Genomic DNA, 24,388 nt, shown 5'->3' on the forward strand with positions numbered 1-24,388 from the left:
CGGTTGTTTTGCCACTGCTCGCGCACGGATTGCGCAAGTCACCGTGCTCCAGGGAGGAGATAGTATGCGTCAGCGAGGTTTCAGTCTGGTCGAACTGCTGATGGGACTGACGATTGTCGGGATTGTTCTGCATCTGGTCAGTCCGGCATTTGCTGCGCTGACTGAATCGAATCATCGGGAGGAAGCGGCAAGGTCGCTGGTCAGCGGCATACGTAGTGCAAGAAGTGAGGCGATCACGCGGAACCAGCCCGTTGTCATTCACGGCATCAACGGCGATTGGGGTCAGGGTTGGCGAATCATTCTGGACTCCAGCGGAAAAGGACAGGATGACCACAGCAATCCCGTTATTGCCGAGCATGCAAGCAACACCGGGTTATCGATTGTTGGCAATTGGTGGTTCAGGCGTTACATACGTTTCAGCAGCCTCGGTGCGCCGCTAATGCCCAAAAAAACCTTCAAGGCAGGAACGTTGCACCTCTGCGATGCCCGCGAGCCAGTGAGCCGACTGCAAGTGGTGGTGGCTCGTACCGGCCGCGTCAGCCTGCGCAATCAAAAGACTGAGCAGGCGTTATGCGAGAAATAACATCAGAGCAACGAACGAACCCGTAACTCTTTGGGCATGGAAAACGTGATGTTCTCTTCGCGACCTGCCAGCTCATCGGCACCGGTAGCGCCCCAGGCCTGCAACTGCTGAATCACGCCACGCACCAGCACTTCCGGCGCCGAAGCACCCGCAGTGATACCAATACGCTCAACGCCATCGAACCAGCTCTTTTGCAGATCTTCGGCGCCGTCGATCAAATACGCCGGAGTGGACATGCGCTCGGCCAGTTCACGCAGGCGATTGGAGTTGGAGCTGTTCGGACTGCCGACCACCAACACCACGTCGCACTCGTCGGCCAGTGTCTTGACGGCGTCCTGACGGTTTTGCGTGGCATAGCAAATGTCGTCCTTGCGTGGGCCACCGATCGCCGGGAAGCGCGTACGCAGGGCGTCGATGACACGGCTGGTATCGTCCATGGACAAGGTGGTCTGGGTCACGAACGCCAGTTTTTCCGGATTGTTCACCTGCAACGCGGCGACGTCTTTTTCGTCTTCGACCAAGTAGATCGCGCCACCATTGCTACCATCGTACTGGCCCATGGTGCCTTCGACTTCCGGGTGACCGGCGTGGCCGATGAGGATGCATTCACGACCATCACGGCTGTAACGCGCGACTTCAATGTGCACCTTGGTCACCAGCGGGCAGGTTGCGTCGAATACTTTCAGGCCACGACCGGCGGCTTCGGTGCGCACCGCCTGGGAAACACCGTGGGCACTGAAGATCACGATGACGTCGTCCGGCACCTGATCCAGTTCCTCTACGAAGATTGCACCGCGAGCACGCAGGTCTTCGACGACGAATTTGTTGTGGACCACTTCATGGCGCACATAGATCGGCGGCCCGAAGACTTCAAGGGCGCGGTTGACGATTTCGATCGCCCGGTCCACACCGGCGCAGAAGCCACGGGGATTGGCGAGTTTGATTTGCATGCTGTGCCTCGTGTCTTGCGCGCAATAAAATAGCGGAACAATGAAAACCACTGTGGGAGCGAGCCTGCTCGCGATAGCGGTGCAACAGACAACATCAGTGTTGAATGTCAGTCAGCATTCGCGAGCAGGCTCGCTCCCACAGGTTACAGCGATTTGACGTCGATGATCTCGACGTCAAAGGTCAATGTCTTGCCGGCCAGCGGATGGTTGAAGTCGATGGTCACCTGCTCGTCATCGAACTCTTTCACCACGCCTGGCAGCTCAGTATTCGCCGCATCGTTGAAGATCACCAGCAATCCCGGTGACAGTTCCATGTCCTTGAACTGCGAGCGCGGGATGATCTGTACGTTTTGCGGGTTCGGCTGGCCAAATGCATTTTCTGGCTGGATGGTCAGCGTGCGCTTGTCGCCAGCCTTGAAGCCGAACAGCGCCGCCTCGAAACCTGGCAACAGGTTACCGTCGCCGACCTTGAAGGTCGCCGGGGCTTTGTCGAAAGTGCTGTCGACCGTGTCGCCGTTCTCCAGGCGCAATGCAAAGTGCAAGGTGACTTCCGTGTTCTGGCGGATGCGTTGCTCAGCCAATACGTGTTCAGTCATGAACGGTTTCTCCGGTTTTCTTGGTTTTGAACATGTCCAGCGCCAGCATCACCGCACCGACAGTGATAGCACTGTCGGCAAAGTTGAACGCTGGGAAATACCAGCGGTTCTGCCAATGCACCAGAATGAAATCGATCACATGGCCCAGGGCGATGCGGTCATACAGATTGCCCAGCGCGCCACCGAGCACCAGGGCCAGCGCAATCGCCAGCCAGGTTTCATGGCGCCCAAGGCGCTTGAGCCACACCACCAGCACCGCGCTGACCACGACCGCAATCAGCGCGAACAACCAACGCTGCCAGCCGGAGCTGTCGGCCAGGAAGCTGAACGCCGCGCCAGTGTTGTAGGCGAGGGTCCAGCTGAAGTAATCGGGGATCACCACGATTTGCTGGTACATCTGCAGCGAGCCTTCGAAGTAGAACTTGCTGGCCTGGTCAATGACCAGGACCAGCAAACTCAACCAGAGCCAGCTCAGTCGTCCGAAACGACCAACGCCATTAGGCATAGTGACGAACCTCGCCAGCGCCGCTGATGTTGTCGACGCAACGACCGCAGATTTCCGGATGCTCCGGGTTCACGCCGACATCTTCACGGCAATGCCAGCAACGGGCGCACTTGGCGAAGGCCGACTTGACGATTTTCAGCTTCAGGCCGCTCACTTCGGTGGCCACCGCATCGGCCGGTGCCTGTACAAACGGCGCCACGCTGGCGGTCGAGGTGATCAGCACGAAGCGCAGCTCGTTGCTCAGTTGGGCCAGGTCGGCGCTCAGCGCCTCTTCGGCGTACAGCGTTACTTCGGCTTGCAGGTTGCCGCCCACGGCCTTGGCCGCGCGCTGGATTTCCATTTCCTTGTTCACCGCTACCTTCACCGCCATGATCCGCTCCCAGTAGGCGCGGCCCAGTTCGACGTTTTCCGGCAGTTCGGTCAGGCCTTCGTACCAGGTGTTGAGCATCACCGATTCGTTGCGTTCGCCCGGCAGGTATTCCCACAGTTCGTCAGCGGTGAAGGCGAGGATCGGCGCGATCCAGCGCACCAGCGCTTCGGAGATGTGGTACAGCGCGGTTTGCGCCGAACGGCGGGCCTTGCTGTTGGCGCCAGTGGTGTACTGACGGTCCTTGATGATGTCGAGGTAGAAACCGCCCAACTCCTGCACGCAGAAATTGTGGATCTTGGAGTAGACGTTCCAGAAGCGGTATTCGCCGTAATGCTCTTGCAGCTCACGTTGCAGCAGCAGCGTGCGATCCACGGCCCAACGGTCCAGCGCCAGCATGTCTTCGGCCGGCAGGATGTCGGTGGCCGGGTTGAAACCGGTCAGGTTGGAAAGCAGGAAGCGCGCGGTGTTGCGGATACGTCGGTAAGCGTCCGCGCTACGTTGCAGGATCTGCTCGGACACCGCCATTTCGCCCGAGTAATCGGTCGACGCGACCCACAGACGCATAATGTCGGCGCCCAGTGTGTCGTTGACCTTTTGCGGCGCGATCACGTTGCCCAGGGATTTGGACATTTTGCGCCCGGACTCATCGACGGTGAAGCCGTGGGTCAGCAGTTCGCGGTAAGGCGCATGGTTGTCGATGGCGCAACCGGTCAGCAGCGACGAGTGGAACCAGCCACGGTGTTGGTCCGAACCTTCCAGGTACAGGTCGGCGCGTGGGCCGGTTTCGTGGCCCATCGGGTGCGAACCGCGCAGGACGTGCCAGTGCGTGGTGCCCGAATCGAACCAGACGTCCAGGGTGTCGCTGATCTTGTCGTATTGCGGCGCTTCGTCACCAAGCAGCTCGGCAGCATCCATCTTGAACCAGGCTTCGATGCCTTCCGCTTCTACGCGTTTGGCGACCTCTTCCATCAGCTCGACGGTACGCGGGTGCAGCTCGCCGCTTTCCTTGTTCAGGAAGAACGGGATCGGCACGCCCCAATTGCGCTGACGGGAGATGCACCAGTCCGGACGGTTGGCGATCATCGAGTGCAGGCGCGCCTGGCCCCAGGCCGGAACGAACCTGGTCTCTTCGATAGCTTTGATCGCACGCTTGCGCAGGGTCTCGCCAGTTGCCGGCTCTTTGTCCATGCCGATGAACCACTGCGCGGTGGCGCGGTAGATCAACGGGGTCTTGTGACGCCAGCAGTGCATGTAGCTGTGTTCGATGATCGTGGTGTGCAGCAGCGCGCCGACTTCGGTCAGCTTGTCGACGATGGCCGGGTTCGCCTTCCAGATGAACTGGCCGCCAAAGAACTCCAGCGATGGCACATAGACGCCGTTGCTCTGGACCGGGTTGAGGATGTCATCGTTGGCCATGCCGTAGGCTTTGCAGGTCACGAAGTCGTCCACGCCGTAGGCAGGTGCGGAGTGAACCACACCGGTGCCGGCGCCCAGTTCGACGTACTCGGCCAGGTAAACCGGCGACAGGCGATCGTAGAACGGGTGACGGAAATTGATCAGCTCCAGCGCTTTACCCGTGGTGGTCGCGATGACGGAGCCTTCCAGGTTGTAGCGGGCCAGGCAGGACTCGACCAGCTCTTCAGCCAGCACCAGCAATTTATCGCCGACGTCGACCAGCGCGTAGTTGAATTCTGGATGGACGTTGAGCGCCTGGTTGGCCGGGATGGTCCACGGGGTGGTGGTCCAGATCACGATCGAAGCCGGTTTGCCCAGTGTTGGCAGGCCGAACGCGGCAGCCAGCTTGGCTTCATCGGCGATCGGGAAGGCGACGTCGATGGTCGAGGACTTTTTGTTTTCGTATTCGACTTCCGCTTCAGCCAGCGCCGAACCGCAATCGAAACACCAGTTCACAGGCTTCAGGCCTTTGAACACGAAACCGCCCTTGACGATTTCGGCAAGGGCACGGATCTCGCCGGCCTCGTTCTTGAAGTCCATGGTCTTGTACGGGTTGGCGAAGTCGCCCAACACGCCCAGACGGATGAACTCGGATTTTTGCCCTTCGATCTGCTCGGTGGCGTAGGCACGGCACAGTTCGCGGGTCTTGTCCGCACCCAGGTTTTTACCGTGGGTCACTTCGACTTTGTGCTCGATCGGCAGGCCATGGCAGTCCCAGCCCGGCACGTAAGGCGCGTCGAAACCCGCCAGGGTCTTCGAGCGGATGATCATGTCCTTGAGAATCTTGTTCAGCGCATGACCGATGTGAATCGTGCCATTGGCGTACGGAGGACCGTCGTGAAGTACGAACTTCGGACGATCCTTGCCAATTTCGCGCAACTTACCGTACAGGCCAATGCTGTCCCAGCGCTGCAGAATCTGCGGTTCGCGCTGAGGCAGGCCGGCCTTCATTGGGAAGGCGGTGTCCGGAAGGTTTAGCGTGGCTTTATAGTCGGTCATTTATGGCTCTTCATTAGCGATTGGCGCTAGGTGCGACAGGGCACGGGCGGCGGCGACATCCGCATTGATCGCCGTCTTAAGCGCCTCCAGAGAGGCGAAACGCTGCTCTTCACGCAGCTTGTGGTGGAAAACCACCGTCAAACGCCGGTCATACAGATCGCCGGCAAAATCTAAAAGATGCACTTCGAGGTGGGCTTTGCCATCCCCTTGGACCGTTGGCCGCACGCCGATGTTAGCGACGCCTGGCCAGGTCTTGCCGTCGATGTCGACGTTGACCAGGTAAACCCCGGTCAGCGGCACGCGACGACGTTTGAGTTGTATGTTGGCGGTGGGCGTACCCAATTGACGCGCCAGCTTCTGGCCGTGCAGGACGCGCCCGCTGATCTGGAACGGACGACCGAGCAGACGCTCGGCCAAGGCAAAATCGGCCGCAGCCAGGGCATTTCGCACCTGGGTGCTGCTGACGCGAATGCCATCCAGCTCGACGGTTTGCGCGGCTTCGACGGTGAATCCCTGCATGACGCCAGCCTGTTGCAGGAAATCGAAATCCCCTACCCGGTCACAGCCGAAACGGAAGTCGTCACCCACTTCCAGATGCTGGACACCGAGGCCGTCGACCAGAATGGTATCGACGAATTCGCTGGCGCTGAGCTTGCTCAGGCGCTGGTTGAAGGCCAGGCACAGAACCCGGTCGACGCCCTCTTCAGCCAGCAGCTGCAGCTTGTCCCGCAGGCGGGCCAGGCGCGCCGGCGCGGTCTCGGGGGCGAAAAACTCCCGCGGCTGCGGCTCGAAAATCACCACGCAGCTGGGCACGCCCAACTCGAGCGCGCGCTCACGCAACCTCGCCAGGATAGCCTGGTGGCCGCGGTGAACACCGTCAAAGTTGCCAATAGTGGCGACACAGCCCCGATGCTGGGGGCGCAGGTTGTGGAGGCCTCGAACCAGCTGCATAACGCGCTTCTTGCTCATAAAGTGGTCGATTATAACCACACCCGGCGGCCGACGACAGGCAACACCGTAACCCAAAGTAATCGAGCCGACAAAACCGCCGGCCCGCCCCTGTTTATTGACGCAAAGACTTCAGCTCAACGCCTTGCGATTGAAGTCGCGCAAACGGAAGCCCATAAGCAGCAACATCCCGAAATACGAGACCACACCCGCCGCCACCAGCACACCAAGACGCAGGAAACGTTCGAGCATATGCCCCTGGTCCCAGGCCGGCATCACATGCATCCCGGCCAGCAATACCGCCGACATCACTAGCACCGCGACCACCAGCTTGGCGCCAAACCTGGCCCAACCCGGTTGCGGCTGATACATCTGCTGTTTGCGCAACTGATAGAACAGCAGCCCGGCGTTGATACAGGCACCGGCGCTGATGGCTAACGCGAGACCAGCGTGGGCCAGTGGACCGATCAACACCAGGTTGAACAATTGCGTAACGACCAGGGTGAAAATCGCGATTTTTACCGGAGTGCGGATGTTTTGTTGCGCATAAAAGCCCGGGGCCAGCACTTTGATCACGATAATCCCGAGCAAACCGACCGAATAAGCGATCAGCGCCCGCTGCGTCATGGACGCATCGAAGGCGTCGAACTGACCGTACTGAAACAGCGAAACCGTCAGCGGCTCAGCCAGGATGCCCAGCGCCAGCGAACACGGCAGCACCAGCACAAAGCACAGGCGCAGGCCCCAATCGAGGATCCGCGAGTACTCGTTGCGGTCCTTGCTGGCGTAGGTCTTGGCCAGGGTCGGCAACAGAATCGTGCCCAATGCCACGCCCAGCACGCCGGACGGCAACTCCATCAAGCGGTCGGCGTAATACATCCACGACACGGAGCCCGCCACCAGGAACGAGGCGAAAATGGTGTTGATGATCAGCGAAATCTGGCTGACCGAAACGCCGAGAATCGCCGGCAACATCTGCTTCATGACCCGCCAGACGCCGCTGTCGCGCAGATTCAGGCGTGGCAACACCAACATGCCGATCTTTTTCAGGTGCGGCAACTGGTAGAGCAATTGCGCCAGGCCGCCCGCCAATACTGCCCAGCCCAGGGCCATGACCGGCGGATCGAAGTACGGCGTCAGGAACACCGCAAAAATGATCATGCTGACGTTAAGCAGGGTCGGCACGAAGGCCGGCACCGAGAAACGGTTATAGGTATTGAGGATCGCCCCGGCCAGGGACGACAGGGAGATCAGCAATATATAAGGAAAGGTCACGCGCAACAGGCTGGAGGTGAGCTGGAATTTTTCCGGAGTATCAGCGAAACCGGGCGCGGTCGCCCAGATCACCCAAGGCGCCGCGAGCATGCCCAACGCGGTGACCAGCGCCAGTACCAGCGTCAGCAAGCCGGAGACGTAGGCAATAAAGGTCCGTGTCGCCTCTTCGCCCTTCTGGCTTTTGTACTCGGCAAGAATCGGCACGAATGCCTGAGAAAACGCCCCCTCAGCGAAGATCCGGCGCAGCAGATTGGGCAGCTTGAAGGCGATGAAGAAGGCGTCGGTCGCCATCCCCGCACCAAATGTGCGCGCAATGAGGGTGTCACGGACGAATCCCAGAATTCGGGAAAGCATCGTGATAGAGCTGACGGCGGCCAACGATTTGAGCAGATTCATTGAAAGAGTTTGTGCCTGTCGATAAACAGCAGGCGAACAACGCGCCCACTTATGCGATACTCCGCGCCGCAGCAGCACAGAGCCAAAGCTCGCGAGTTTACAGGTCAAGCGCCGGAAATAAATATCCCGCCTCTTTATACCTACCACTTAGCGGAACGTCTCAACCGCCCTTGACAAGACATCAACTCATCGGCATGATTCGCGGCCTATTTTGTTTGCTATTTCCTAAAAAGTCTTTCGAGGAGCTCGACGGTGGCCAACACACCTTCCGCCAAAAAACGTGCAAAACAGGCTGAGAAGCGTCGCAGCCACAACGCCAGCCTGCGTTCCATGGTTCGTACCTACATCAAGAATGTAGTTAAGGCCATCGACGCAAAAGACGCTGAAAAAGCTCAAGCTGCTTACGTTCTGGCCGTGCCAGTTATCGACCGTATGGCCGATAAAGGCATCATCCACAAGAACAAGGCTGCTCGCCATAAGAGCCGCCTGAATGGCCACGTCAAGGCTCTGAACCTTGCTGCTGCCTAAGTAACGCGCTTGTTAAAAAACCGACCTCAGGGTCGGTTTTTTATTGCCTGCGATTTAAAGATGCGGGAGCGGGCTTGCTCACCCCCACAATTGGATCTTCGCCAGCTTATTGAGCGTGCGCCCACGGCAGGATAGGAATCGCCGTTACCGCATTCTGCGGACTGCCTTCGATCAAGCGATCGCTGTACACCAGGTACACCAGCGTATTGCGCTTCTTGTCGAGGAAACGCACCACCTGCATGGTCTTGAACACCAGCGACGTGCGCTCTTTGAATACCTCGTCGCCATCCTTAAGCTCGCCCTTGAAGCTGATCGGACCGACCTGACGGCACGCGATGGAGGCCTCGGCGCGATCCTCCGCCAGCCCCAGACCACCCTTCACCCCGCCCGTCTTGGCGCGCGACAGATAGCACGTCACACCCTCGACCTTCGGGTCGTCAAACGCCTCGACGACGATACGGTCATTAGGGCCGACAAACTTGAACACCGTCGAAACCTGGCCAATCTCCTCGGCCGAGGCCAGCAGCGGCACTGCCAACAGCAGACCCAACAATCCTTTTGCCACGCGCATTCAAATATTCCCTCAGACCAGGATCAGGTTATCGCGGTGAACCAGTTCCGGCTCCGCCATGTAACCCAACAGACCGACAATCGCCTCAGACGACTGCCCAATGATTTTCTGCGCTTCCAGGGCGCTGTAGTTAGCCAGACCACGGGCGATCTCCCGACCGTCCGGCGCCACGCACACCACCATTTCACCGCGGCGGAAGCTGCCCTGGACCAGTTTCACGCCCACCGGCAGCAAACTTTTATTGCCCTGAGACAGCGCCGTGACCGCACCGGCATCCAGCACCAGCGTACCGCGGGTTTGCAGATGCCCGGCCAGCCACTGCTTGCGCGCCGCCAGCATGCCGCGCTCTGGCGACAGCAAGGTGCCGATACGCTCGCCCGCCTTGAGGCGATCCAGCACACGCTCGAGACGTCCGCCGACGATGATCGTGTGCGCCCCGGAACGTGCCGCCAGGCGTGCCGCACGCAACTTGGTCTGCATCCCGCCGCGCCCCAGCGCACCGCCGGTGCCACCCGCTACAGCATCGAGCGCCGGATCATCGGCACGCGCTTCGTAGATCAACTGGGCATCGGGGTTGTTGCGCGGATCGGCGTCGAACATGCCGTCGCGATCGGTCAGGATCACCAGCAAATCAGCTTCGACCAGATTGGCCACCAGCGCCGCCAGGGTGTCGTTATCGCCGAAACGGATTTCATCGGTGACCACGGTGTCGTTTTCATTGATCACCGGGATCACTTTCAACTCAACCAGCGCGCGCAGCGTGCTGCGAGCGTTCAGGTAGCGCTTGCGGTCGGACAAGTCGTCATGCGTCAGGAGAATCTGCGCGGTGTGCCGACCATGCTCGGCAAAGCTCGACTCCCAGGCCTGCACCAGGCCCATCTGGCCGATGGCGGCAGCGGCTTGCAGCTCGTGCATCGCACTGGGTCGTACGGTCCAGCCCAGACGGCTCATGCCGGCAGCCACCGCCCCGGAGGACACCAGCACCAGCTCGACGCCCGCCTCATGCAAGGCCACCATCTGTTCAACCCAGACACCCATTGCCGCGCGATCCAGGCCTTTGCCGTCCGCCGTCAGCAGAGCGCTGCCGATTTTCACGACCCAACGCTGCGCACCTGTCACCTTGCTCCGCATCATCTTCAACCTTAGCTTGAGGGCAGCGCGACCTGGCGCTACCCATAACGTTATTCGTGTACCAGTTCCCAGATACTGACGATTTCCAGATACTAAAACGCCGCTCAATTGAGCGGCGCTTCAGTTTATCGCAACGAATCAGTCACGCACGTAAATGATTTCCGGACCGTCTTCATCATCCACATCCTCTTCGTCCCAATCATCGTCGCCGATGTCATGGACCGACTTCACGCCGCTGCGACGCAGGGCACGCTGATCATCCAGCGCCTGCAGCTGAGCACGGGCTTCGTCTTCGATGCGCTGATCGAGATCGGCCAGCTCTTCCTTGTACGCCGGGTCGTTCGCCAGGCGATCAGCACGATCTTCCATGTAACGCATGATGTCGTGGCACAGACGCTCGGTGCCGAGTTTGGAGATCGCGGAGATCACGTAGACCGGACCGGTCCACTCCAGGCGATCGACGATTTCCTTGACGCGAGCATCGTGCTCTTCCTCGAGGATCTGATCGCACTTATTCAGCACCAGCCAGCGATCACGCTCAGCCAGAGACGGACTGAACTTGGTCAGCTCGCTGACGATCACTTCAGCCGCATCCGGGGCACTGGTGTCGTCCAGCGGCGCCATGTCGACGAGGTGCAACAGCAAACGGGTACGCGCCAGGTGCTTGAGGAAGCGAATCCCCAGGCCAGCGCCGTCGGAAGCGCCTTCGATCAGGCCCGGAATGTCGGCAACCACGAAGCTTTTCCAGCGATCAACGCTGACCACGCCCAGGTTTGGCACCAGCGTGGTAAACGGGTAGTCGGCGACCTTCGGCTTGGCGGCCGACACCGAACGAATGAAGGTACTTTTGCCGGCGTTTGGCAAGCCCAGCAGGCCGACGTCCGCCAACACCTTCATTTCCAGCTTGAGGTCACGCGCCTCACCCGGCTTACCCGGAGTGGTTTGACGCGGAGCACGGTTGGTACTGGATTTGAACCGGGTGTTACCCAGACCGTGCCAGCCACCATGCGCCACCAACAACTTCTGACCCGCCTTGGTCAGGTCGCCGATCACTTCCTGAGTAGCCGCATCGATGACGGTGGTGCCAACCGGTACGCGCAGCACCAACTCCTCACCCTTCTTGCCGGTGCAGTCGGTGCTGCCGCCGTTGGAGCCGCGCTCGGCATCGAAGTGCCGGGTGTAACGGTAATCCACCAGGGTGTTGAGGTTTTCGTCGGCGATCATGTAGACCGAGCCGCCATCACCACCGTCACCGCCGTTCGGGCCACCGTTCTCAATGAATTTTTCGCGACGGAAGCTCATGCAACCGTTACCGCCGTCACCGGCCTTTACTCGAATGGAAACTTCATCAACAAACTTCATAACAAAACGCCTCTCGCCATACGGACGAGCCGAAAAAATCCAGACATAAGACTCTTGCAAAAATGAGCGCAGCGACCTCAATCAACGACCGCGAATCCAGCGCGCCGACAGCCCATACAAACAGTTTTGCAAGAGACTCACCCCACAAACGAAAAAGCCCCGTCGCGAGACAGGGCTTTTCCAGCGATCGCGCAATTAAGCGGCGATTACGCTTACGTAACGACGACCGAAGGCGCCTTTTACTTCGAACTTGATCACGCCTTCGACTTTAGCGAAGAGAGTGTGATCTTTACCCATGCCAACGCCGTAGCCAGCGTGGAATTGGGTGCCGCGCTGACGCACGATGATGTTGCCTGCTTTGATAGCCTGGCCGCCATACATCTTCACGCCAAGGCGTTTGGCTTCTGAGTCGCGACCGTTACGGGTACTACCACCAGCTTTTTTGTGTGCCATGAGTTCAATTCTCCTAGTGAGGAATTAGGCTGAAATTAAGCCTGAATACCGGTGATTTTGATCTCGGTGTACCACTGGCGGTGGCCCATACGCTTCATGTGGTGCTTACGACGACGGAACTTGATGATGCGGACTTTATCGTGACGACCTTGGGAGATCACTTCAGCCACAACGGTAGCGCCAGCAACAACTGGAGCGCCGATATTCACGTCATCGCCATTGGCGACCAACAGAACGCGATCAAAAGTTACGGATTCGCCAGTAGCGATTTCCAGTTTTTCAATCTTCAGGTATTCACCTGGGGCGACTTTGTACTGCTTGCCACCAGTAACGATTACTGCGTACGACATGGTATTTCTCCGATAATCCTGCTCACCCAGCTCTTTATAAGAAGAGGTATTGGCTGGCATGGCTGCATGAGGCTGGAAGGCCCGTTGCAATTGCGTAAGGCAGGTGCTGCCCAGGAAGTTCAGGGTGCGCGATTGTACGCAAGGCAGGAGCGCCTTGCAATAGGCCGTCCATCGCGCCTTGACAGGCCCGGACGTGGGTCCTAGCATGCCGCGCAACCCTTCTGGAGCAACTGTCGCTGATGCAACCCCAAGCTTTCTACCGCGCGGTGGCGGACGATTTTAGCGCCGTCGACGGCATCATCAAGAAGCAGCTGACTTCCCGAGTGCCGCTGGTATCGAAAATCGGCGACTACATTACCTCGGCTGGCGGTAAACGCCTGCGTCCTTTATTAGTGCTGCTGTGTGGCAAGGCGCTGGGCCGCGAAGGCGACGACTTGCGTCTGCTGGCCGCGACCATCGAGTTCCTGCACACCGCTACCCTCCTGCATGACGACGTGGTCGACATGTCCGGCATGCGCCGTGGCCGCTCGACCGCCAACGCCATGTGGGGCAACGCCCCCAGCGTACTGGTGGGCGACTTCCTGTATTCGCGCTCCTTCGAAATGATGGTCGAACTGGGCTCCATGCCCGTGATGAAGATCCTTTCGCAGGCCACGCGCATCATCGCCGAAGGCGAAGTGTTGCAATTGTCGAAGGTCCGCGACGCCAGCACCACCGAAGAAACCTACATGGAAGTCATCCGCGGCAAGACCGCGATGCTCTTCGAGGCCTCGACCCACAGCGCCGCAGCCCTGTGCGAAGCGACACCGGAACAGGCCGAAGCCCTGCGCACGTTCGGCGATCACCTGGGCGTGGCGTTCCAACTGGTCGACGACCTGCTGGACTACAAGGGCGACGCGGAAACCCTGGGCAAGAACGTCGGTGACGACCTGGCCGAAGGCAAGCCGACCCTGCCGCTGATCTACACCATGCGCGAAGGCACGCCGGAACAGGCTGCCCTGGTGCGTAAGGCGATTCAGAAAGGCGGTATCGAAGACCTCGAGAGCATCCGCGAAGCCGTTGAAGCGTCGGGTTCCCTTGAGTACACCGCACGACTGGCCCGCGACTACGTGGCTCGCGCGATCAAATGCCTTGAAGCGCTGCCTGCCAGCGAATACCGCGATGCACTGGTCGAACTGAGCGAATTTGCAGTCGCCCGCACGCACTAAACGCGCTTTCTGTAGAGCGAGCAGGCTCGCGATGGGCGTCAACGATAACGCGTGCATTCAGACATCCCGCGTATTCGTTGACCTCCATCGCGAGCCTGCTCGCTCCTACAGCGGTAGCCCCATCCCGGGATAAACCCTATACAATGTGCGCTTTTTAGCGATCCTGAACCCAAGGAGCCTTAGTGAGCACGTTGCCACCCTGCCCGAAATGCAATTCCGAATACACCTACGAAGACGGCACGCAGCTGATCTGCCCGGAGTGCGCCCATGAGTGGTCGGCCAACAGCGAAGCGCAAACGGCGTCCGATGACACCGTGAAAAAGGATTCGGTGGGCAACGTCCTGCAGGACGGCGACACCATCACCGTGATCAAGGATCTCAAGGTCAAAGGCACATCACTGGTGGTCAAGGTCGGCACCAAGGTCAAAAACATCCGCCTGTGCGATGGCGATCACGACATCGACTGCAAGATTGACGGCATCGGCCCAATGAAGCTCAAATCCGAGTTCGTCAGAAAAGTCTGAATGGTTTGTCTTCCATCCCGCGTCAGGCGTGGGATGGTGCTTCGCCCTCCCCGTTTCGCCCAGCCTTCCCTCGCAATAGCCAAACGCCAGCCGTTTTGACCTTACGCAACCTTTACCCGGAAAAAATCACAAACCGCCAATCGACTCTTGCTATTTGATGAATAAGAATTATTCTCATTGAAACCCATCAATGGAGATGAGACCCATGACTTATTTGATCGATGCCTGGCTGGACCGCCCACATCCCTACCTCAGGATCCTGCATCGGGAAACCGGGGAAGTCTGCGCAGTGCTTGAAGAGGAAGCCTTGAACGAGCTGCAGGATCAGGGTGACCTGGACGTCAACGGCTTGAGTTCCAGCGAGCCGGTGGTGCTCAAGGAACTGGTACGCAATCTGTTTCTGTTCTGCTACGCCCGGGCGTTGCGCCCGTCGACTGACCTCGATGGCAAGTTTCATCCATGAGACACACTGCAAAACAAAACTGTAGGAGCGAGCTTGCTCGCGAAGGAATTGAGGGCGCCGCTGGGCATCAGATACCCAGCATTATCGTTAACGTCCATCGTCGGAACGACGCCCGGAGCATGCTCGCTCCTACAGGTAAATCATCAGCCGTCTTACAGAACGTCGAGCAGTTCGACGTCGAAGACCAGTACGCTGTGCGGTGGAATGCTGCCAACGCCTTGAGCGCCGTAAGCCAGTTCGCTCGGCACGTACAGACGCCATTTGCTACCGGCATTCATCAGCTGCAGGGCCTCGGTCCAGCCAGCGATCACGCCGCCAACCGGGAATTCGGCTGGCTGACCACGATCGTAGGAGCTGTCGAATACGGTGCCGTCGATCAGGGTGCCGTGGTAGTGGGTGCGCACGGTGTCTTCACGGGATGGCTTGGCGCCTTCGCCAGCGGTCAGCACTTCGAATTGCAGACCGGAAGCCAGGGTGGTGATGCCGTCACGCTTGGCGTTTTCAGCCAGGAAAGCCAGGCCTTCGCCAGCGGCAGCTTCAGCTTTTGCAGCGGCTTCGGCCTGCATGATTTCGCGGATGACCTTGAAGCTCGCGGACATTTCTTCCTGGCCCACACGGCTCGGCTTGCCGGCGAACGCGTCGGTCAGGCCTGCCAGGATCGCGTCCAGGCTAACGCCCGGCGGTGGGTTGTCGCGCAGTTGGTCGCCCAACTGACGGCCAATGCCGTAGCTGACGCGGGTTTCGTCGGTGGACAGATTTACTTCGGACATGACACTGCTCCGCTGTGCGGACGGCCCTGGAACTTGCCGTGCGTGCACAGCGCGTCCCGGAGCGCCCGGAACCAAAAGGGCCAGCAGACTAGCACAGATGTCATTGCGCTGATAAAGGGTCTCAGTGCTGCCAGGCAGAACGAAGGGCGAGTGGCACTTTCAGGCTTTCTTCCGCACTCGCACCCAACCCGCACATTTCATCGTGAACCGAGGTATGCACGAGGTTGAACGGTAACGTGGGGAAATCGTGCAGCACTTGACGGGCATGCTCCACAGACCGCAGGTGAAACATCTCACCGCGCGCGTCGCTCAAGGGGTACGCCGAACCGTGCATGCGCGCCTCAAGCAGGTAGATCCCGCCTTCCAGAGAGATCAGGTTCAGCTCGTCGACTTTGCCGGCGATGGCATAAGCACGTAACTCTACGAAGTTCATGGGCGCACCTCACGCGGCGGCGAGACAACATCCTTACAGGCATAGGCCGCAAAGCATCAAAGTACAAGCCAGAAACCGTGCCGCCCGTCTGTTTCACACGCCGACTGCAGGGATGCGGCTTGCCCGCGAAGGCGGTGCGTCAACCCTCACGCGGGGTGACAGGACGTCTTCGCGGGCAAGCGAAGCGATCAGTGCTTGGTGAGCTTATCCAGGTAACCCATCGCAAACGCTGACACCACGAACGTCATGTGAATGATTACATACCATTTCAAATGCTCGGGATCGACGTTCTTCGCGTCCATGAAGATCCGCAACAGGTGGATCGACGAAATCGCCACGATGGACGCCGCGACTTTCATCTTCAGCGAAGACGAATCCATGGTACCGAGCCAGTTGAGCTTTTCCTTGTGGTCGTCGATGTCCAGCTGGGAGACGAAGTTCTCATAGCCGGAAATCATCACCATCACCAGCAGACCGCCTACCAGCGCCATGTCGATCAGCGACAGCAGCACCAGGATCAGGTCCGATTCGGCCATCGAAAACACGTTGGGGATGACGTGGATAACTTCCTGGAAGAATTTCAGCGCCAGGGCCAGCAGGCCAAGGGACAGGCCAAAGTAGATCGGCGCCAACAGCCAGCGGGAGGCGTACATTGCATTTTCGATAAAGCGTTCCATTGAATCTCACACATAGGGCTGGAAATGGCCGCGAGTATATCAGCCGTCCGTCCCTACCCAGAAGCCGCCAGAAATCATCGATAAATCCGCAACCTGCGCGTGTACCGCAGTTTTTCTGCTAGTGTCCAAATCATTGACAGCTCAGCGACATCGGACAGGAAGACGGGAAATGGATGTGCGATTGCCTTTAATGAGCGTCGGGATTTGCCTGGCGCTGCTGATGAGCGGGTGCTCCCCCGGCGACGACAAACGTCAGGTCAGCCTCGAGGAAAAGACCGCGCAGTTCGAGACATCCCTGGAAGCGATCCAGGACCCGAAACTCAAGGATGCGGTGGCCGAACTGGGCGGCTCGCTGCTACTGCTCGAGCGCGCGCAACTCAAACTTGACAGTAAACCGGTGGAAACCGAGTACGGCGAAGACGTCCTCGCCGTGCTCAAGCACTACCCCACGCCCCAGGATCTGGTCGATACCTACATCAACGGCCTGATTGTGTTGCACAAGGATTCCAGCTCCGATTACCTGACCGACCTGCAACCGCTGTTCCCCTTCAACTTCAACATTCCGGCCGAGTTCCTGTTTCCCCACGGCCTGGAATGGCAATCGGTAACCCTGAGCAACAAACGCGTGATTGCGTTTCAGCCGGAATGGTCGGAAACCGATCCCGGCATTCAGTTGAGCCCCTCCAGTTCGAACCTGACCAACCCCGACGACCTCACGGTGACCTACCCCTTCATCGACGGCCTGGACGTGGAAAACAAAAACCAGCCGCAGCCGGTCAGCCTGCAGGGCAAGGTGGAAGTCATCGCGCCGCGCCGGCTCTACAGCTTCGACCTGACGAAAAAGGACGTGGGCCAGACCCGCACCAACGACAACCTCAGCGTCACGTTGCTGAAGCTGACGAACAACTACGCCGAAATCGAATACAACAACCGTGCACCGCTGGCGCCCGAGGTGGCAGAAACACCGCTCAACCCGCTGATCGTCCAGGCTCGGGACACCACCGGGCAATTCCTGTCGCGCTCGGGCTCGATCAATGAGACCGCCGCGCAAATCGCCTTCTACCAAAAGCAACTGGCGAAAATGCAACAACAAAAGGCCTGGAGCGAAGCGTTTGAAAAGCAGCTCGATGAAGAGCAGCGCGCGTTTGAGAAGCAGCAAAAAAACCACTACTCCAAGGTGTATTTCAACGGGCCGATCGACACCCTTGAAGTCAGCGTGCTCGATTTCTCGGCGGCCACGATCACCCGCAAGGACCTTGACCTGCCGGTCCGGCGTTTTGACCAGCACACCACCGAAAAAACCATCCAGCCGCTGAGCTTGCCGGTGGTGGTGTACGACGATCAGGCCCCGACCTGGCTCAAGGGCGCGACGCTGGACGAGGAGCAGTTGAAAAAAGGCGTCATTATCCGCCAATCGGTCGATGACCCGAGCGCCGCGCGCATCGAGTTCGATCACACCCGCAGCTTCAACGATGAACTGCTGGGCACGTCATTCAACCCTGGCGACAGCCCGGTCACTTTCTTCACCGAGGACAGCAGCGGCAAACGTGACGAGCCGATCGAGTTGCCGCCGGAGGCGTATCAGATTGATCCGCTGCGCGGTGTCATCACTTACGACCTGAACCTGTTTGCGCAAACGCCGGCCTTTGCGGTGGGTTCGATGCCGCTGTTCCTGGCGACGGTCGACAAGCAGACACTCGACGTTCACCAACTGCCCAAAGGCCTGGAACTGAAAGGCAATGCACTGGTGGTGGACTTGAAGGTATTTCCCGCCCAGGACTGGCGCTTTTTCGCCAAGGACGACAGCGGTCACTACATCAAGGAAATTCTTTCGGTCAGCCATGACGCGAGCAAGGATGGCCCGGCGCTATTCGCCGTGCATTACTTCTACGGTCAGCCGACTCGCCTGGAAACCTATCAGCGAACCGACCTCACCACCGTGCAATATGGGTTCGAGGTCAAGCTCGACAAGGCTGACACCTCCAGCCTTGATCAATAGCCGCCTCAACGGTCGGGGCGAAACTCGAAGCCGCCCAGGTTGCGGCAACGTCCGCCATTGATTTCCCGCAACTGGGCTTGCAAATGCAGGCACCAGATCTGCGGGTCATCGGCCAGCTCGTAGCCATGCAGGGTCAGGCTTTCAACGATGGTGTCGAGGATCGATTCCGCCACGAAGGGGCCATGAAACGGGCCTTGGGCCTTGATCGCTGAAGGTTGTTCGCCGGCCATTCCGGCGGCGAAGAGCAGGGTCCACATGCCCGTATCGCCCGCCAAGGGGCGGATGGCGCACTCGATACGGGTTACAAGGCCCAGGCATTGACGGGTGAGGCAGAGGTTGCGCGACATGGCGGCGACCCTCGGTAGATCCGGTATTCAGCCCCCACGGGAAGGCTGTCTCGATCCAGTGATTACTGTCGATATCCTTGAGCTGAGGATAGAAGAAAAGTGCGGGATGCAGGCGTTTCGATACCAGAAGGCGCCGAGCGGTCATTGTGTGAAGATTGACGCCAGAGTGATGGCACTTTTCAAGCACCACACCAAAAAAATGAGGGAGCGGGCTTGCTCGCGAACGCGGTGTGTCAGTCAACATTGCTGCTGGCCGAAAAACGCTTTCGCGAGCAAGCCCGCTCCCACAGTGAATCGAAGGTGACCTCGGGTGAGTGTCAGGCCGGCTTGGCTTCGGCCAACGCTTCCTGCGCCGCCTCTTTCTCGGCTTCCTTGAGGTCTTCTTCGCTGATCATTTCAGCAATGACGCGCAAACGCTCCACCACCCGCGCATTGACGCTGCCTTCAGGGAACTCGCCATTTTCATCCGGCGCACCCGCCGGCTCGCCGACCAGCAAGCTCAGGGCTTCATCCGCCTGACGCACCGCGTAGACGTGGAACTGCCCCGCGCGCACCGCCGCCAGCACCTTCTCGTCGAGCATCAGCGTGGCCACGTTGGCCTGGGGAATGATCGCCCCCTGCTCGCCGGTCAGGCCGCGAGCTTCGCAGAGACGGAAGAAGCCTTCGATCTTCTCGTTGACCCCGCCGACCGCCTGCACTTCACCGAACTGGTTGATCGAACCGGTGATCGCAAAGCACTGCTTGAGCGGCGTCTTCGACAGCGCCGAAATCAGCGTGCACGCTTCGCCCAGCGACGCACTGTCGCCATCGACGTAACCGTAGGACTGCTCCAGCGCGATACTCGCGGAAATCGCCAGCGGGAATTCCTGGGCGTACCGGCTGCCCAGATACCCGGTGAGGATCATCACGCCTTTGGAGTGAATCGGTTGACCGAGGTTAACTTCGCGCTCGATGTCGACGATGCCACTGCCGCCCGGATAGACCGTAGCGGAAATGCGCGCCGGCACACCGAACGCCGAGTCGCCGACCTCCAGCACCGTCAGCCCGTTGCACTTGCCGACGGCGGCGCCATCGGTGTCGATCAGGATGATCCCGGCCAGCATGTCGTCGAGAATCCGCGCCGAAACGCGCCCGGTGCGGGTGGCCTTGGCCTTGAGCGCACGCTCGATGTGCCCGGCGTCGGTCATTTCGTCGCCGGCAAGGTGACGAATGAAATCCGCCTCGCTGACCAGCTGGAACAGATCGCCGATGCGCGCCGATAAACGCCCCTGATGCTCGGCCAGACGCGCGCTGTACGTCGCCAGACGCGCCACCGCGTCGGCGGTCAGCGGCGCCATGCCTTCTTCGGAGGTGCGGGTTTTCAGCAACTGTGCGAACTGCTCCAGGCTCTCGTCGACCATCGGGATGTCTTCGTCGAAATCCACCAGGACGCGGAACATCTCCTGGAAGTCCGGATCAAGGTCTTGCAGCGTGTAATACAGCTGACGCGCACCGATGATGATCACTTTGACCTGCAACGGAATGTGCTGCGGAGTCAGGGTCACGGTGGCCAGACGGCCCAGCTCGCCCAGCGGCGATTCCATTTTCAGTTTGCGCGATTGCAGGGCGCGCTTGAGCGCATCCCATACGAACGGCTCGCTGAGCATTTTTTCCGCTTCAAGAATCAGGAAACCGCCGTTGGCCCGGTGCAGCGCACCCGGTCGCAGCTGCCGATACGTGGTGTAAAGCGCGCCCTGATCGGTGCTGTATTCGATGCGGCCGAACAGGTTTTCGTAAGTCGGATGCGGTTCGAACACCACCGGCGCGCCACCGCTGGCGGAATGACCCACGACCAGGCTCGGGGCGTATTGCTCTTCGAGCATTTTGCGGGCGATGGCGTCGGCCTTGCTGTCGTCGACCAGTTGCTCGACCACGGTTTTCAGCAGGTACACCTGCATCGCCTGCAAGTAACCGCAGACGGCGGCGTTTTCCGCGTATTTTTCCGACAATGGCGCCAGCAAAGGCTGCAAGGCCAGGGTGATGGTTTCTTCGTTGAGCTGACGCAACTGATTGCTCGATTCACGCTTCCATTGCGGCAGGCTGGCGAGCTCTTCGTTGAGGCGCTCCTCCAGACCGGAAATGTCTTCGTGGAACCGTTCGCGATCGGCTTCCGGCAACTGGGCGAACTCCGCTTCGTCGAGGGCCTTGCCATCGAGCATCGGCGTAAACGCGATATTGCTGGCATCGCGATACAGCGCGACGTCCTTCTCCAGCGCCAACCGCTCGATCACGTCCAGCGCCTTGTCGTAACGCTGGTTGAAGGCGCGGTCGATCGCGCTTTTTTTCTGCTGGTAGGACGGATGTTCGAACACCGCCGGAAAAGTCGCCAGCAGGTTGTCGATCAAACCGTTGATGTCGCCGATGAACGCGCCGGCGCTGCCCGACGGCAACTCAAGGGCACGGGGTTCGCGCGGTTCATCGAAATTGTTGACGTAGACCCAATCCGCCGGGGTCTGCAGGCGTTTGCCTTCGGCCTTCAGGTAGCGTTTGACGAACGAGAACCGGCCGGTGCCCGGCTCGCCCATGACGAATACGTTGTAACCGGGGCGTGGCATGGCCACACCGAACTGCAAGGCTTCGACCGCGCGTTCCTGGCCAAGCACACCGCGGAAGGGCTCCAGATCATTGGTGGTAGAGAAGCTGAACTGTTCAGCGGAAAACGGACGGGTCAGCGCTTCGGGCGCTAGACGCAAGCTGGCAGCAACAGGATCAGGCATCGGGCTTCCTTACATCAGGCGGGGCAGATAGCGGCATTCTGGCGCTGCCCGTACCCCACTGGCAAGGCGCGCCTTAAGCCAAAGCATAGCCAAAACACCCTCCCCAGGCGGGCCGGGTCTAAATCAGCGTTTTCAACGAATATTTCGCAAAAAACAACGGAACCCTTGGAACGTGCCTAAACTCCAAACTGCGCGGCTGGAACAATAACCGGCCCACTGGCGCCAGATCGGGCCAGACCCCTTGTCCATTGGTATGCACATAAAGAGAACAAAGCTATGAAACGGATTCTTCTCGGTACTCTCTTCACCGTTGTTTCCCTCAACGCTATGGCACAAGCGCCAGGCGGTCCGGATTGCGGTTGGGGCAACATGCTGTTCGAAGGTCAGCGTGGCACCCCGGCGCACTTCCTGGCATCCACCACCAACGGCACTTCCGGTAACGCAACGTTCGGTATGACGTCCGGTACCAACGGTTGCTCGACCAACGCGTCGCTGACCTATGGCGGCAAATCCTGGTTTGCGATGAATGGCATGATGAACGAGCTGTCCGAAGACATGGCCAAAGGTAACGGCGAAGCGCTGACGACCTACGCCGTGGTACTGGGCGTGGCGCCGGAAGACCGTGCGCACTTCGCTGCTGTGACTCACGAGCACTTCCAGCAGATCTTCAGCAAAGCTGACGTGACCGCTGAAGACGTGCATACCAACACCCTGGCCGTTCTGAAGAGCGATCCACGCCTGGCCAAGTACGCCACTCAAGCTTAAGCTCGACCCGCCCGTTCCTTTCGGGGAGCGGGTTTTATTTTTTGGACCTGCCCCTCTTTGGGTCTTTGTTTCTTTCGACTTAAGTTGCCCACTATGCTCAAACGCCTTGCCTGGCTGGCGCTCTGTGTCTGCGCCCCGCTGTCCGCCGCGCCTCACATCGACAATCAACGTTTGCAGCAACTGGCCAACGATCCGTTCTGGATTTCCCTCGGTCATTACGAAACCGCCAAACTGGGCGGCTGGCGCAGCTATGTCAGCGACAAGAAATTCTTCCTGGCGCCCGACGGCAACGAACACCCCGACCATGAACTCGCCGCGACCGTGCAGGCGCTGTATGCCCCGGCCAGTGCCGGGGAAAAGCACGCACAATGCGTCTACCCGGCGCGCACCCGCTGGCTCAAGGCTCAGCTCAATCTGACCGATCTGCCGACGCCGGACTGCGCCGAGTTCAAACAATGGTTCAAGGATGTCTCCCCCCACAGCGCGGTGATGATTTTCCCGGCGGCCTATTTGAACAGCCCGTCGTCGATGTTCGGCCACACGCTGCTGCGGATCGATCAGGCGGACGTGCAAAGCGACAAGACCTCGCTGCTCAGCTACGCGATCAACTTCGGCGCCTACATCGAAGGCTCGGACAACAGCATCCTGTACGCCTGGAAAGGTTTGATGGGGGGCTATCCGGGCCTGTTCGCGCTGGTGCCCTACCAGGAAAAGCTCTCGGAATACCGCAGCCTCGAAAACCGCGACCTGTGGGAGTACCGGCTGAACCTGACCCAGCAGGAAACCGAGCGCATGGTCGAGCATGTCTGGGAGCTGAAGCAGATTCAGTTCGATTATTTCTTCTTCGACGAAAACTGCTCCTATCGCCTGCTGGAACTGCTGCAAGTGGCGCGGCCGAGCCTGCGCCTGACCGGGCAATTCCCGCTGACCGCGATCCCGACCGACACCGTCAAAGCGGTGAAAGAAGCGGGCCTGGTGGAGTCGATCCAGTACCGGCCATCTCGCGAGCGTGAGCTGTTGAGCCGCGCCCAACCGCTGAACCCGGAAGAACAGCAGTGGGTGCTGAAAGTCAGCGCCGACCAGAAACAATTGCAGGACCCGGCGTTCAAGGCGCAGCCACGGGAGCGCCAGGCGCTGATCATCGACGCGGCGTACCGACTCGAACGCTATCGTGCCAACGGCCAGGAGCGCGACCCGCAGCGGGCCCAGCGCAGTTTTGAACTGCTGCGGGCGATCAACCAGAACCCGGCGCCGGAGCTGGACATCCCGCAGCCGGGCCTGCCCGAGGACGGCCACGAGTCGCGCACCTGGCAGGCCGGCATCGGCACCCGGGGCGACAAGGCGTTTGGCGAGTACGGCCTGCGCATGGCCTATCACGACCTCAACGATAACGCCGAAAGCTTTCCCCTCGGCGCGCAGATCGAAATCCTGCAGATGAAACTGCGTCAGTACGAAGGCAATCACTGGCAACTGCAGCAACTGGACCTGGCGACCATCCGCTCCCTGACGCCGCGCAACGAGCTGTTGCAACCGCTGTCATGGCAAGTCACCGGTGGCCTTGAGCGCGTGCCGGGCAAACATGACGATGAAACCCTGGTCAGCCACGTCAACGGCGGTGCGGGTGGTACGTGGCAACTGAGCGACGACCTGCTCGGTTTCGCACTGGGCACGGTGCGCGTCGAACACAATAACGACTTCGCCGGTTTCATCGCCCCGGCGGCAGGCTTCAACAGCGGTCTGTTGTGGAAAAACCCCCTGGGCAATTTCAGCCTGGAGGCCAAGGGCGACTTCTTCACCAATGGTGAAGTGCGCCGTAGCGTGAGTCTGAACCAGCAGTGGGAATTGTCGCGCAACCTCGGTCTGCGCCTGAGCGCCCAGCGCGAGTTCAGCCACCTCGCCACACCGGAAAACGAAGTCATGCTTGAGGTGAAGTGGTATCACTATTAACGCGAATCCCTGTGAGCGCGGGCTTGC

The 24,388-nt window shown here is 59.6% G+C and carries 24 protein-coding genes; 8 read left to right on the plus strand and 16 right to left on the minus strand.

Annotated features, from left to right (window positions below; genetic code table 11):
* Positions 1-64: 64 nt before the first annotated feature.
* Positions 65-583 (plus strand): GspH/FimT family protein, encoded by a 519-nt coding sequence (locus tag NTD84_RS28515; protein ID WP_262172392.1) that lies wholly within the window; start codon positions 65-67, stop codon positions 581-583.
* Between the two features lie 2 nt (positions 584-585).
* Here the strand turns inward: NTD84_RS28515 and ispH are convergent, their stop codons facing one another.
* From ispH to murJ, 6 genes are all read right to left on the minus strand, one after another.
* Positions 586-1,533, minus strand: a complete 948-nt coding sequence (gene ispH / locus NTD84_RS28520; protein ID WP_262172393.1) for a 4-hydroxy-3-methylbut-2-enyl diphosphate reductase — start codon at positions 1,531-1,533, stop codon at positions 586-588.
* 143 nt (positions 1,534-1,676) lie between these two features.
* A complete protein-coding gene (gene fkpB, locus NTD84_RS28525) occupies positions 1,677-2,114 on the minus strand; it encodes an FKBP-type peptidyl-prolyl cis-trans isomerase (RefSeq protein WP_262172412.1) in 438 nt (145 codons plus the stop codon).
* A gap of 7 nt (positions 2,115-2,121) precedes the next feature.
* Entirely contained in the window at positions 2,122-2,634 is a 513-nt protein-coding gene (gene lspA / locus NTD84_RS28530; protein WP_262172394.1) for a signal peptidase II, read from the minus strand.
* Complete coding sequence (gene ileS / locus NTD84_RS28535) at positions 2,627-5,458, minus strand: isoleucine--tRNA ligase (protein WP_262172395.1); 2,832 nt, start codon at positions 5,456-5,458, stop codon at positions 2,627-2,629. Before ileS ends, lspA begins: the two co-directional genes overlap by 8 nt.
* A complete protein-coding gene (gene ribF / locus NTD84_RS28540) occupies positions 5,459-6,409 on the minus strand; it encodes a bifunctional riboflavin kinase/FAD synthetase (RefSeq protein WP_262172396.1) in 951 nt (316 codons plus the stop codon). It abuts the gene before it with no gap.
* Between the two features lie 129 nt (positions 6,410-6,538).
* Positions 6,539-8,077 carry a murein biosynthesis integral membrane protein MurJ gene (murJ, locus tag NTD84_RS28545; RefSeq protein WP_262172397.1) on the minus strand — a complete coding sequence of 513 codons (1,539 nt, stop codon included), beginning with the start codon at positions 8,075-8,077 and terminating at the stop codon, positions 6,539-6,541.
* Positions 8,078-8,329: 252 nt separating this feature from the next.
* On the opposite strand from murJ, the gene rpsT reads away from it, so the two are divergent.
* Positions 8,330-8,605, plus strand: a complete 276-nt coding sequence (gene rpsT, locus NTD84_RS28550) for a 30S ribosomal protein S20 (protein ID WP_008028826.1) — start codon at positions 8,330-8,332, stop codon at positions 8,603-8,605.
* 106 nt (positions 8,606-8,711) lie between these two features.
* Here rpsT and NTD84_RS28555 read toward each other — a convergent pair whose 3' ends face one another.
* The 5 genes from NTD84_RS28555 to rplU all read right to left on the minus strand — a co-directional run bounded on the left by NTD84_RS28555 (position 8,712) and on the right by rplU (position 12,472).
* Positions 8,712-9,176: a CreA family protein gene (locus tag NTD84_RS28555; protein WP_262172399.1), complete on the minus strand. Its 465-nt coding sequence runs from the start codon at positions 9,174-9,176 to the stop codon at positions 8,712-8,714.
* Positions 9,177-9,188: 12 nt separating this feature from the next.
* Positions 9,189-10,307 carry a glutamate 5-kinase gene (proB, locus tag NTD84_RS28560; protein WP_262172400.1) on the minus strand — a complete coding sequence of 373 codons (1,119 nt, stop codon included), beginning with the start codon at positions 10,305-10,307 and terminating at the stop codon, positions 9,189-9,191.
* A 138-nt stretch (positions 10,308-10,445) separates the two neighbouring features.
* Positions 10,446-11,669 carry an Obg family GTPase CgtA gene (cgtA, locus tag NTD84_RS28565; RefSeq protein ID WP_008028831.1) on the minus strand — a complete coding sequence of 408 codons (1,224 nt, stop codon included), beginning with the start codon at positions 11,667-11,669 and terminating at the stop codon, positions 10,446-10,448.
* A gap of 195 nt (positions 11,670-11,864) precedes the next feature.
* Positions 11,865-12,122: a 50S ribosomal protein L27 gene (gene rpmA / locus NTD84_RS28570; protein ID WP_003205738.1), complete on the minus strand. Its 258-nt coding sequence runs from the start codon at positions 12,120-12,122 to the stop codon at positions 11,865-11,867.
* A gap of 35 nt (positions 12,123-12,157) precedes the next feature.
* On the minus strand, positions 12,158-12,472 hold the full coding sequence (gene rplU, locus NTD84_RS28575; protein WP_003176051.1) for a 50S ribosomal protein L21: 315 nt from the start codon (positions 12,470-12,472) through the stop codon (positions 12,158-12,160).
* 239 nt (positions 12,473-12,711) lie between these two features.
* Between rplU and NTD84_RS28580 the strand changes: the two genes are divergently transcribed.
* From NTD84_RS28580 to NTD84_RS28590, 3 genes are all read left to right on the plus strand, one after another.
* Positions 12,712-13,680, plus strand: a complete 969-nt coding sequence (locus NTD84_RS28580) for a polyprenyl synthetase family protein (RefSeq protein ID WP_262172401.1) — start codon at positions 12,712-12,714, stop codon at positions 13,678-13,680.
* 182 nt (positions 13,681-13,862) lie between these two features.
* Entirely contained in the window at positions 13,863-14,204 is a 342-nt protein-coding gene (locus NTD84_RS28585) for a zinc ribbon domain-containing protein YjdM (RefSeq protein WP_262172403.1), read from the plus strand.
* A gap of 205 nt (positions 14,205-14,409) precedes the next feature.
* Positions 14,410-14,667, plus strand: a complete 258-nt coding sequence (locus tag NTD84_RS28590; RefSeq protein WP_262172404.1) for a hypothetical protein — start codon at positions 14,410-14,412, stop codon at positions 14,665-14,667.
* A 152-nt stretch (positions 14,668-14,819) separates the two neighbouring features.
* On the opposite strand, the gene NTD84_RS28595 is transcribed toward NTD84_RS28590, so the two are convergent.
* From NTD84_RS28595 to NTD84_RS28605, 3 genes are all read right to left on the minus strand, one after another.
* On the minus strand, positions 14,820-15,437 hold the full coding sequence (locus NTD84_RS28595; RefSeq protein ID WP_017340863.1) for an FKBP-type peptidyl-prolyl cis-trans isomerase: 618 nt from the start codon (positions 15,435-15,437) through the stop codon (positions 14,820-14,822).
* 121 nt (positions 15,438-15,558) lie between these two features.
* Positions 15,559-15,870: a DUF6482 family protein gene (locus tag NTD84_RS28600; protein ID WP_262172405.1), complete on the minus strand. Its 312-nt coding sequence runs from the start codon at positions 15,868-15,870 to the stop codon at positions 15,559-15,561.
* A 188-nt stretch (positions 15,871-16,058) separates the two neighbouring features.
* On the minus strand, positions 16,059-16,547 hold the full coding sequence (locus NTD84_RS28605; RefSeq protein WP_262172406.1) for a TIGR00645 family protein: 489 nt from the start codon (positions 16,545-16,547) through the stop codon (positions 16,059-16,061).
* 169 nt (positions 16,548-16,716) lie between these two features.
* Here NTD84_RS28605 and NTD84_RS28610 point away from each other — a divergent pair, with 169 nt between their 5' ends.
* Positions 16,717-18,546, plus strand: coding sequence for a hypothetical protein (locus NTD84_RS28610; protein ID WP_262172407.1), 1,830 nt, complete (start codon positions 16,717-16,719; stop codon positions 18,544-18,546).
* A 5-nt stretch (positions 18,547-18,551) separates the two neighbouring features.
* Here NTD84_RS28610 and NTD84_RS28615 read toward each other — a convergent pair whose 3' ends face one another.
* Together NTD84_RS28615 and NTD84_RS28620 are read right to left on the minus strand one after the other, a co-directional pair.
* Entirely contained in the window at positions 18,552-18,893 is a 342-nt protein-coding gene (locus NTD84_RS28615) for a hypothetical protein (protein ID WP_259155894.1), read from the minus strand.
* A gap of 317 nt (positions 18,894-19,210) precedes the next feature.
* The gene (locus NTD84_RS28620) at positions 19,211-21,649 is read right to left on the minus strand and encodes a Lon protease family protein (protein WP_262172409.1); all 2,439 of its coding nucleotides are present in this window, start codon (positions 21,647-21,649) and stop codon (positions 19,211-19,213) included.
* A gap of 276 nt (positions 21,650-21,925) precedes the next feature.
* Between NTD84_RS28620 and NTD84_RS28625 the strand changes: the two genes are divergently transcribed.
* Positions 21,926-22,414 (plus strand): DUF3015 domain-containing protein, encoded by a 489-nt coding sequence (locus NTD84_RS28625; protein ID WP_041065261.1) that lies wholly within the window; start codon positions 21,926-21,928, stop codon positions 22,412-22,414.
* A gap of 93 nt (positions 22,415-22,507) precedes the next feature.
* The gene (locus NTD84_RS28630) at positions 22,508-24,361 is read left to right on the plus strand and encodes a DUF4105 domain-containing protein (RefSeq protein WP_262172410.1); all 1,854 of its coding nucleotides are present in this window, start codon (positions 22,508-22,510) and stop codon (positions 24,359-24,361) included.
* Positions 24,362-24,388 lie beyond the last annotated feature (27 nt).

Origin of the sequence: Pseudomonas sp. 14P_8.1_Bac3 (assembly GCF_025466085.1) — a bacterium.
Lineage (GTDB): Bacteria > Pseudomonadota > Gammaproteobacteria > Pseudomonadales > Pseudomonadaceae > Aquipseudomonas.

Bases quoted from the DNA above. Each gene is read 5' to 3' on its own strand.
- NTD84_RS28515 (WP_262172392.1), top strand. From the start codon at position 65: ATGCGTCAGCGAGGTTTCAGTCTGGTCGAACTGCTGATGGGACTGACG.
- ispH (WP_262172393.1), bottom strand. From the start codon at position 1,533: ATGCAAATCAAACTCGCCAATCCCCGTGGCTTCTGCGCCGGTGTGGAC.
- lspA (WP_262172394.1), bottom strand. From the start codon at position 2,634: ATGCCTAATGGCGTTGGTCGTTTCGGACGACTGAGCTGGCTCTGGTTG.
- ileS (WP_262172395.1), bottom strand. From the start codon at position 5,458: ATGACCGACTATAAAGCCACGCTAAACCTTCCGGACACCGCCTTCCCA.
- ribF (WP_262172396.1), bottom strand. From the start codon at position 6,409: ATGCAGCTGGTTCGAGGCCTCCACAACCTGCGCCCCCAGCATCGGGGC.
- murJ (WP_262172397.1), bottom strand. From the start codon at position 8,077: ATGAATCTGCTCAAATCGTTGGCCGCCGTCAGCTCTATCACGATGCTT.
- NTD84_RS28555 (WP_262172399.1), bottom strand. From the start codon at position 9,176: ATGCGCGTGGCAAAAGGATTGTTGGGTCTGCTGTTGGCAGTGCCGCTG.
- proB (WP_262172400.1), bottom strand. From the start codon at position 10,307: ATGCGGAGCAAGGTGACAGGTGCGCAGCGTTGGGTCGTGAAAATCGGC.
- cgtA (WP_008028831.1), bottom strand. From the start codon at position 11,669: ATGAAGTTTGTTGATGAAGTTTCCATTCGAGTAAAGGCCGGTGACGGC.
- rpmA (WP_003205738.1), bottom strand. From the start codon at position 12,122: ATGGCACACAAAAAAGCTGGTGGTAGTACCCGTAACGGTCGCGACTCA.
- rplU (WP_003176051.1), bottom strand. From the start codon at position 12,472: ATGTCGTACGCAGTAATCGTTACTGGTGGCAAGCAGTACAAAGTCGCC.
- NTD84_RS28580 (WP_262172401.1), top strand. From the start codon at position 12,712: ATGCAACCCCAAGCTTTCTACCGCGCGGTGGCGGACGATTTTAGCGCC.
- NTD84_RS28590 (WP_262172404.1), top strand. From the start codon at position 14,410: ATGACTTATTTGATCGATGCCTGGCTGGACCGCCCACATCCCTACCTC.
- NTD84_RS28595 (WP_017340863.1), bottom strand. From the start codon at position 15,437: ATGTCCGAAGTAAATCTGTCCACCGACGAAACCCGCGTCAGCTACGGC.
- NTD84_RS28600 (WP_262172405.1), bottom strand. From the start codon at position 15,870: ATGAACTTCGTAGAGTTACGTGCTTATGCCATCGCCGGCAAAGTCGAC.
- NTD84_RS28605 (WP_262172406.1), bottom strand. From the start codon at position 16,547: ATGGAACGCTTTATCGAAAATGCAATGTACGCCTCCCGCTGGCTGTTG.
- NTD84_RS28610 (WP_262172407.1), top strand. From the start codon at position 16,717: ATGGATGTGCGATTGCCTTTAATGAGCGTCGGGATTTGCCTGGCGCTG.
- NTD84_RS28615 (WP_259155894.1), bottom strand. From the start codon at position 18,893: ATGTCGCGCAACCTCTGCCTCACCCGTCAATGCCTGGGCCTTGTAACC.
- NTD84_RS28620 (WP_262172409.1), bottom strand. From the start codon at position 21,649: ATGCCTGATCCTGTTGCTGCCAGCTTGCGTCTAGCGCCCGAAGCGCTG.
- NTD84_RS28625 (WP_041065261.1), top strand. From the start codon at position 21,926: ATGAAACGGATTCTTCTCGGTACTCTCTTCACCGTTGTTTCCCTCAAC.
- NTD84_RS28630 (WP_262172410.1), top strand. From the start codon at position 22,508: ATGCTCAAACGCCTTGCCTGGCTGGCGCTCTGTGTCTGCGCCCCGCTG.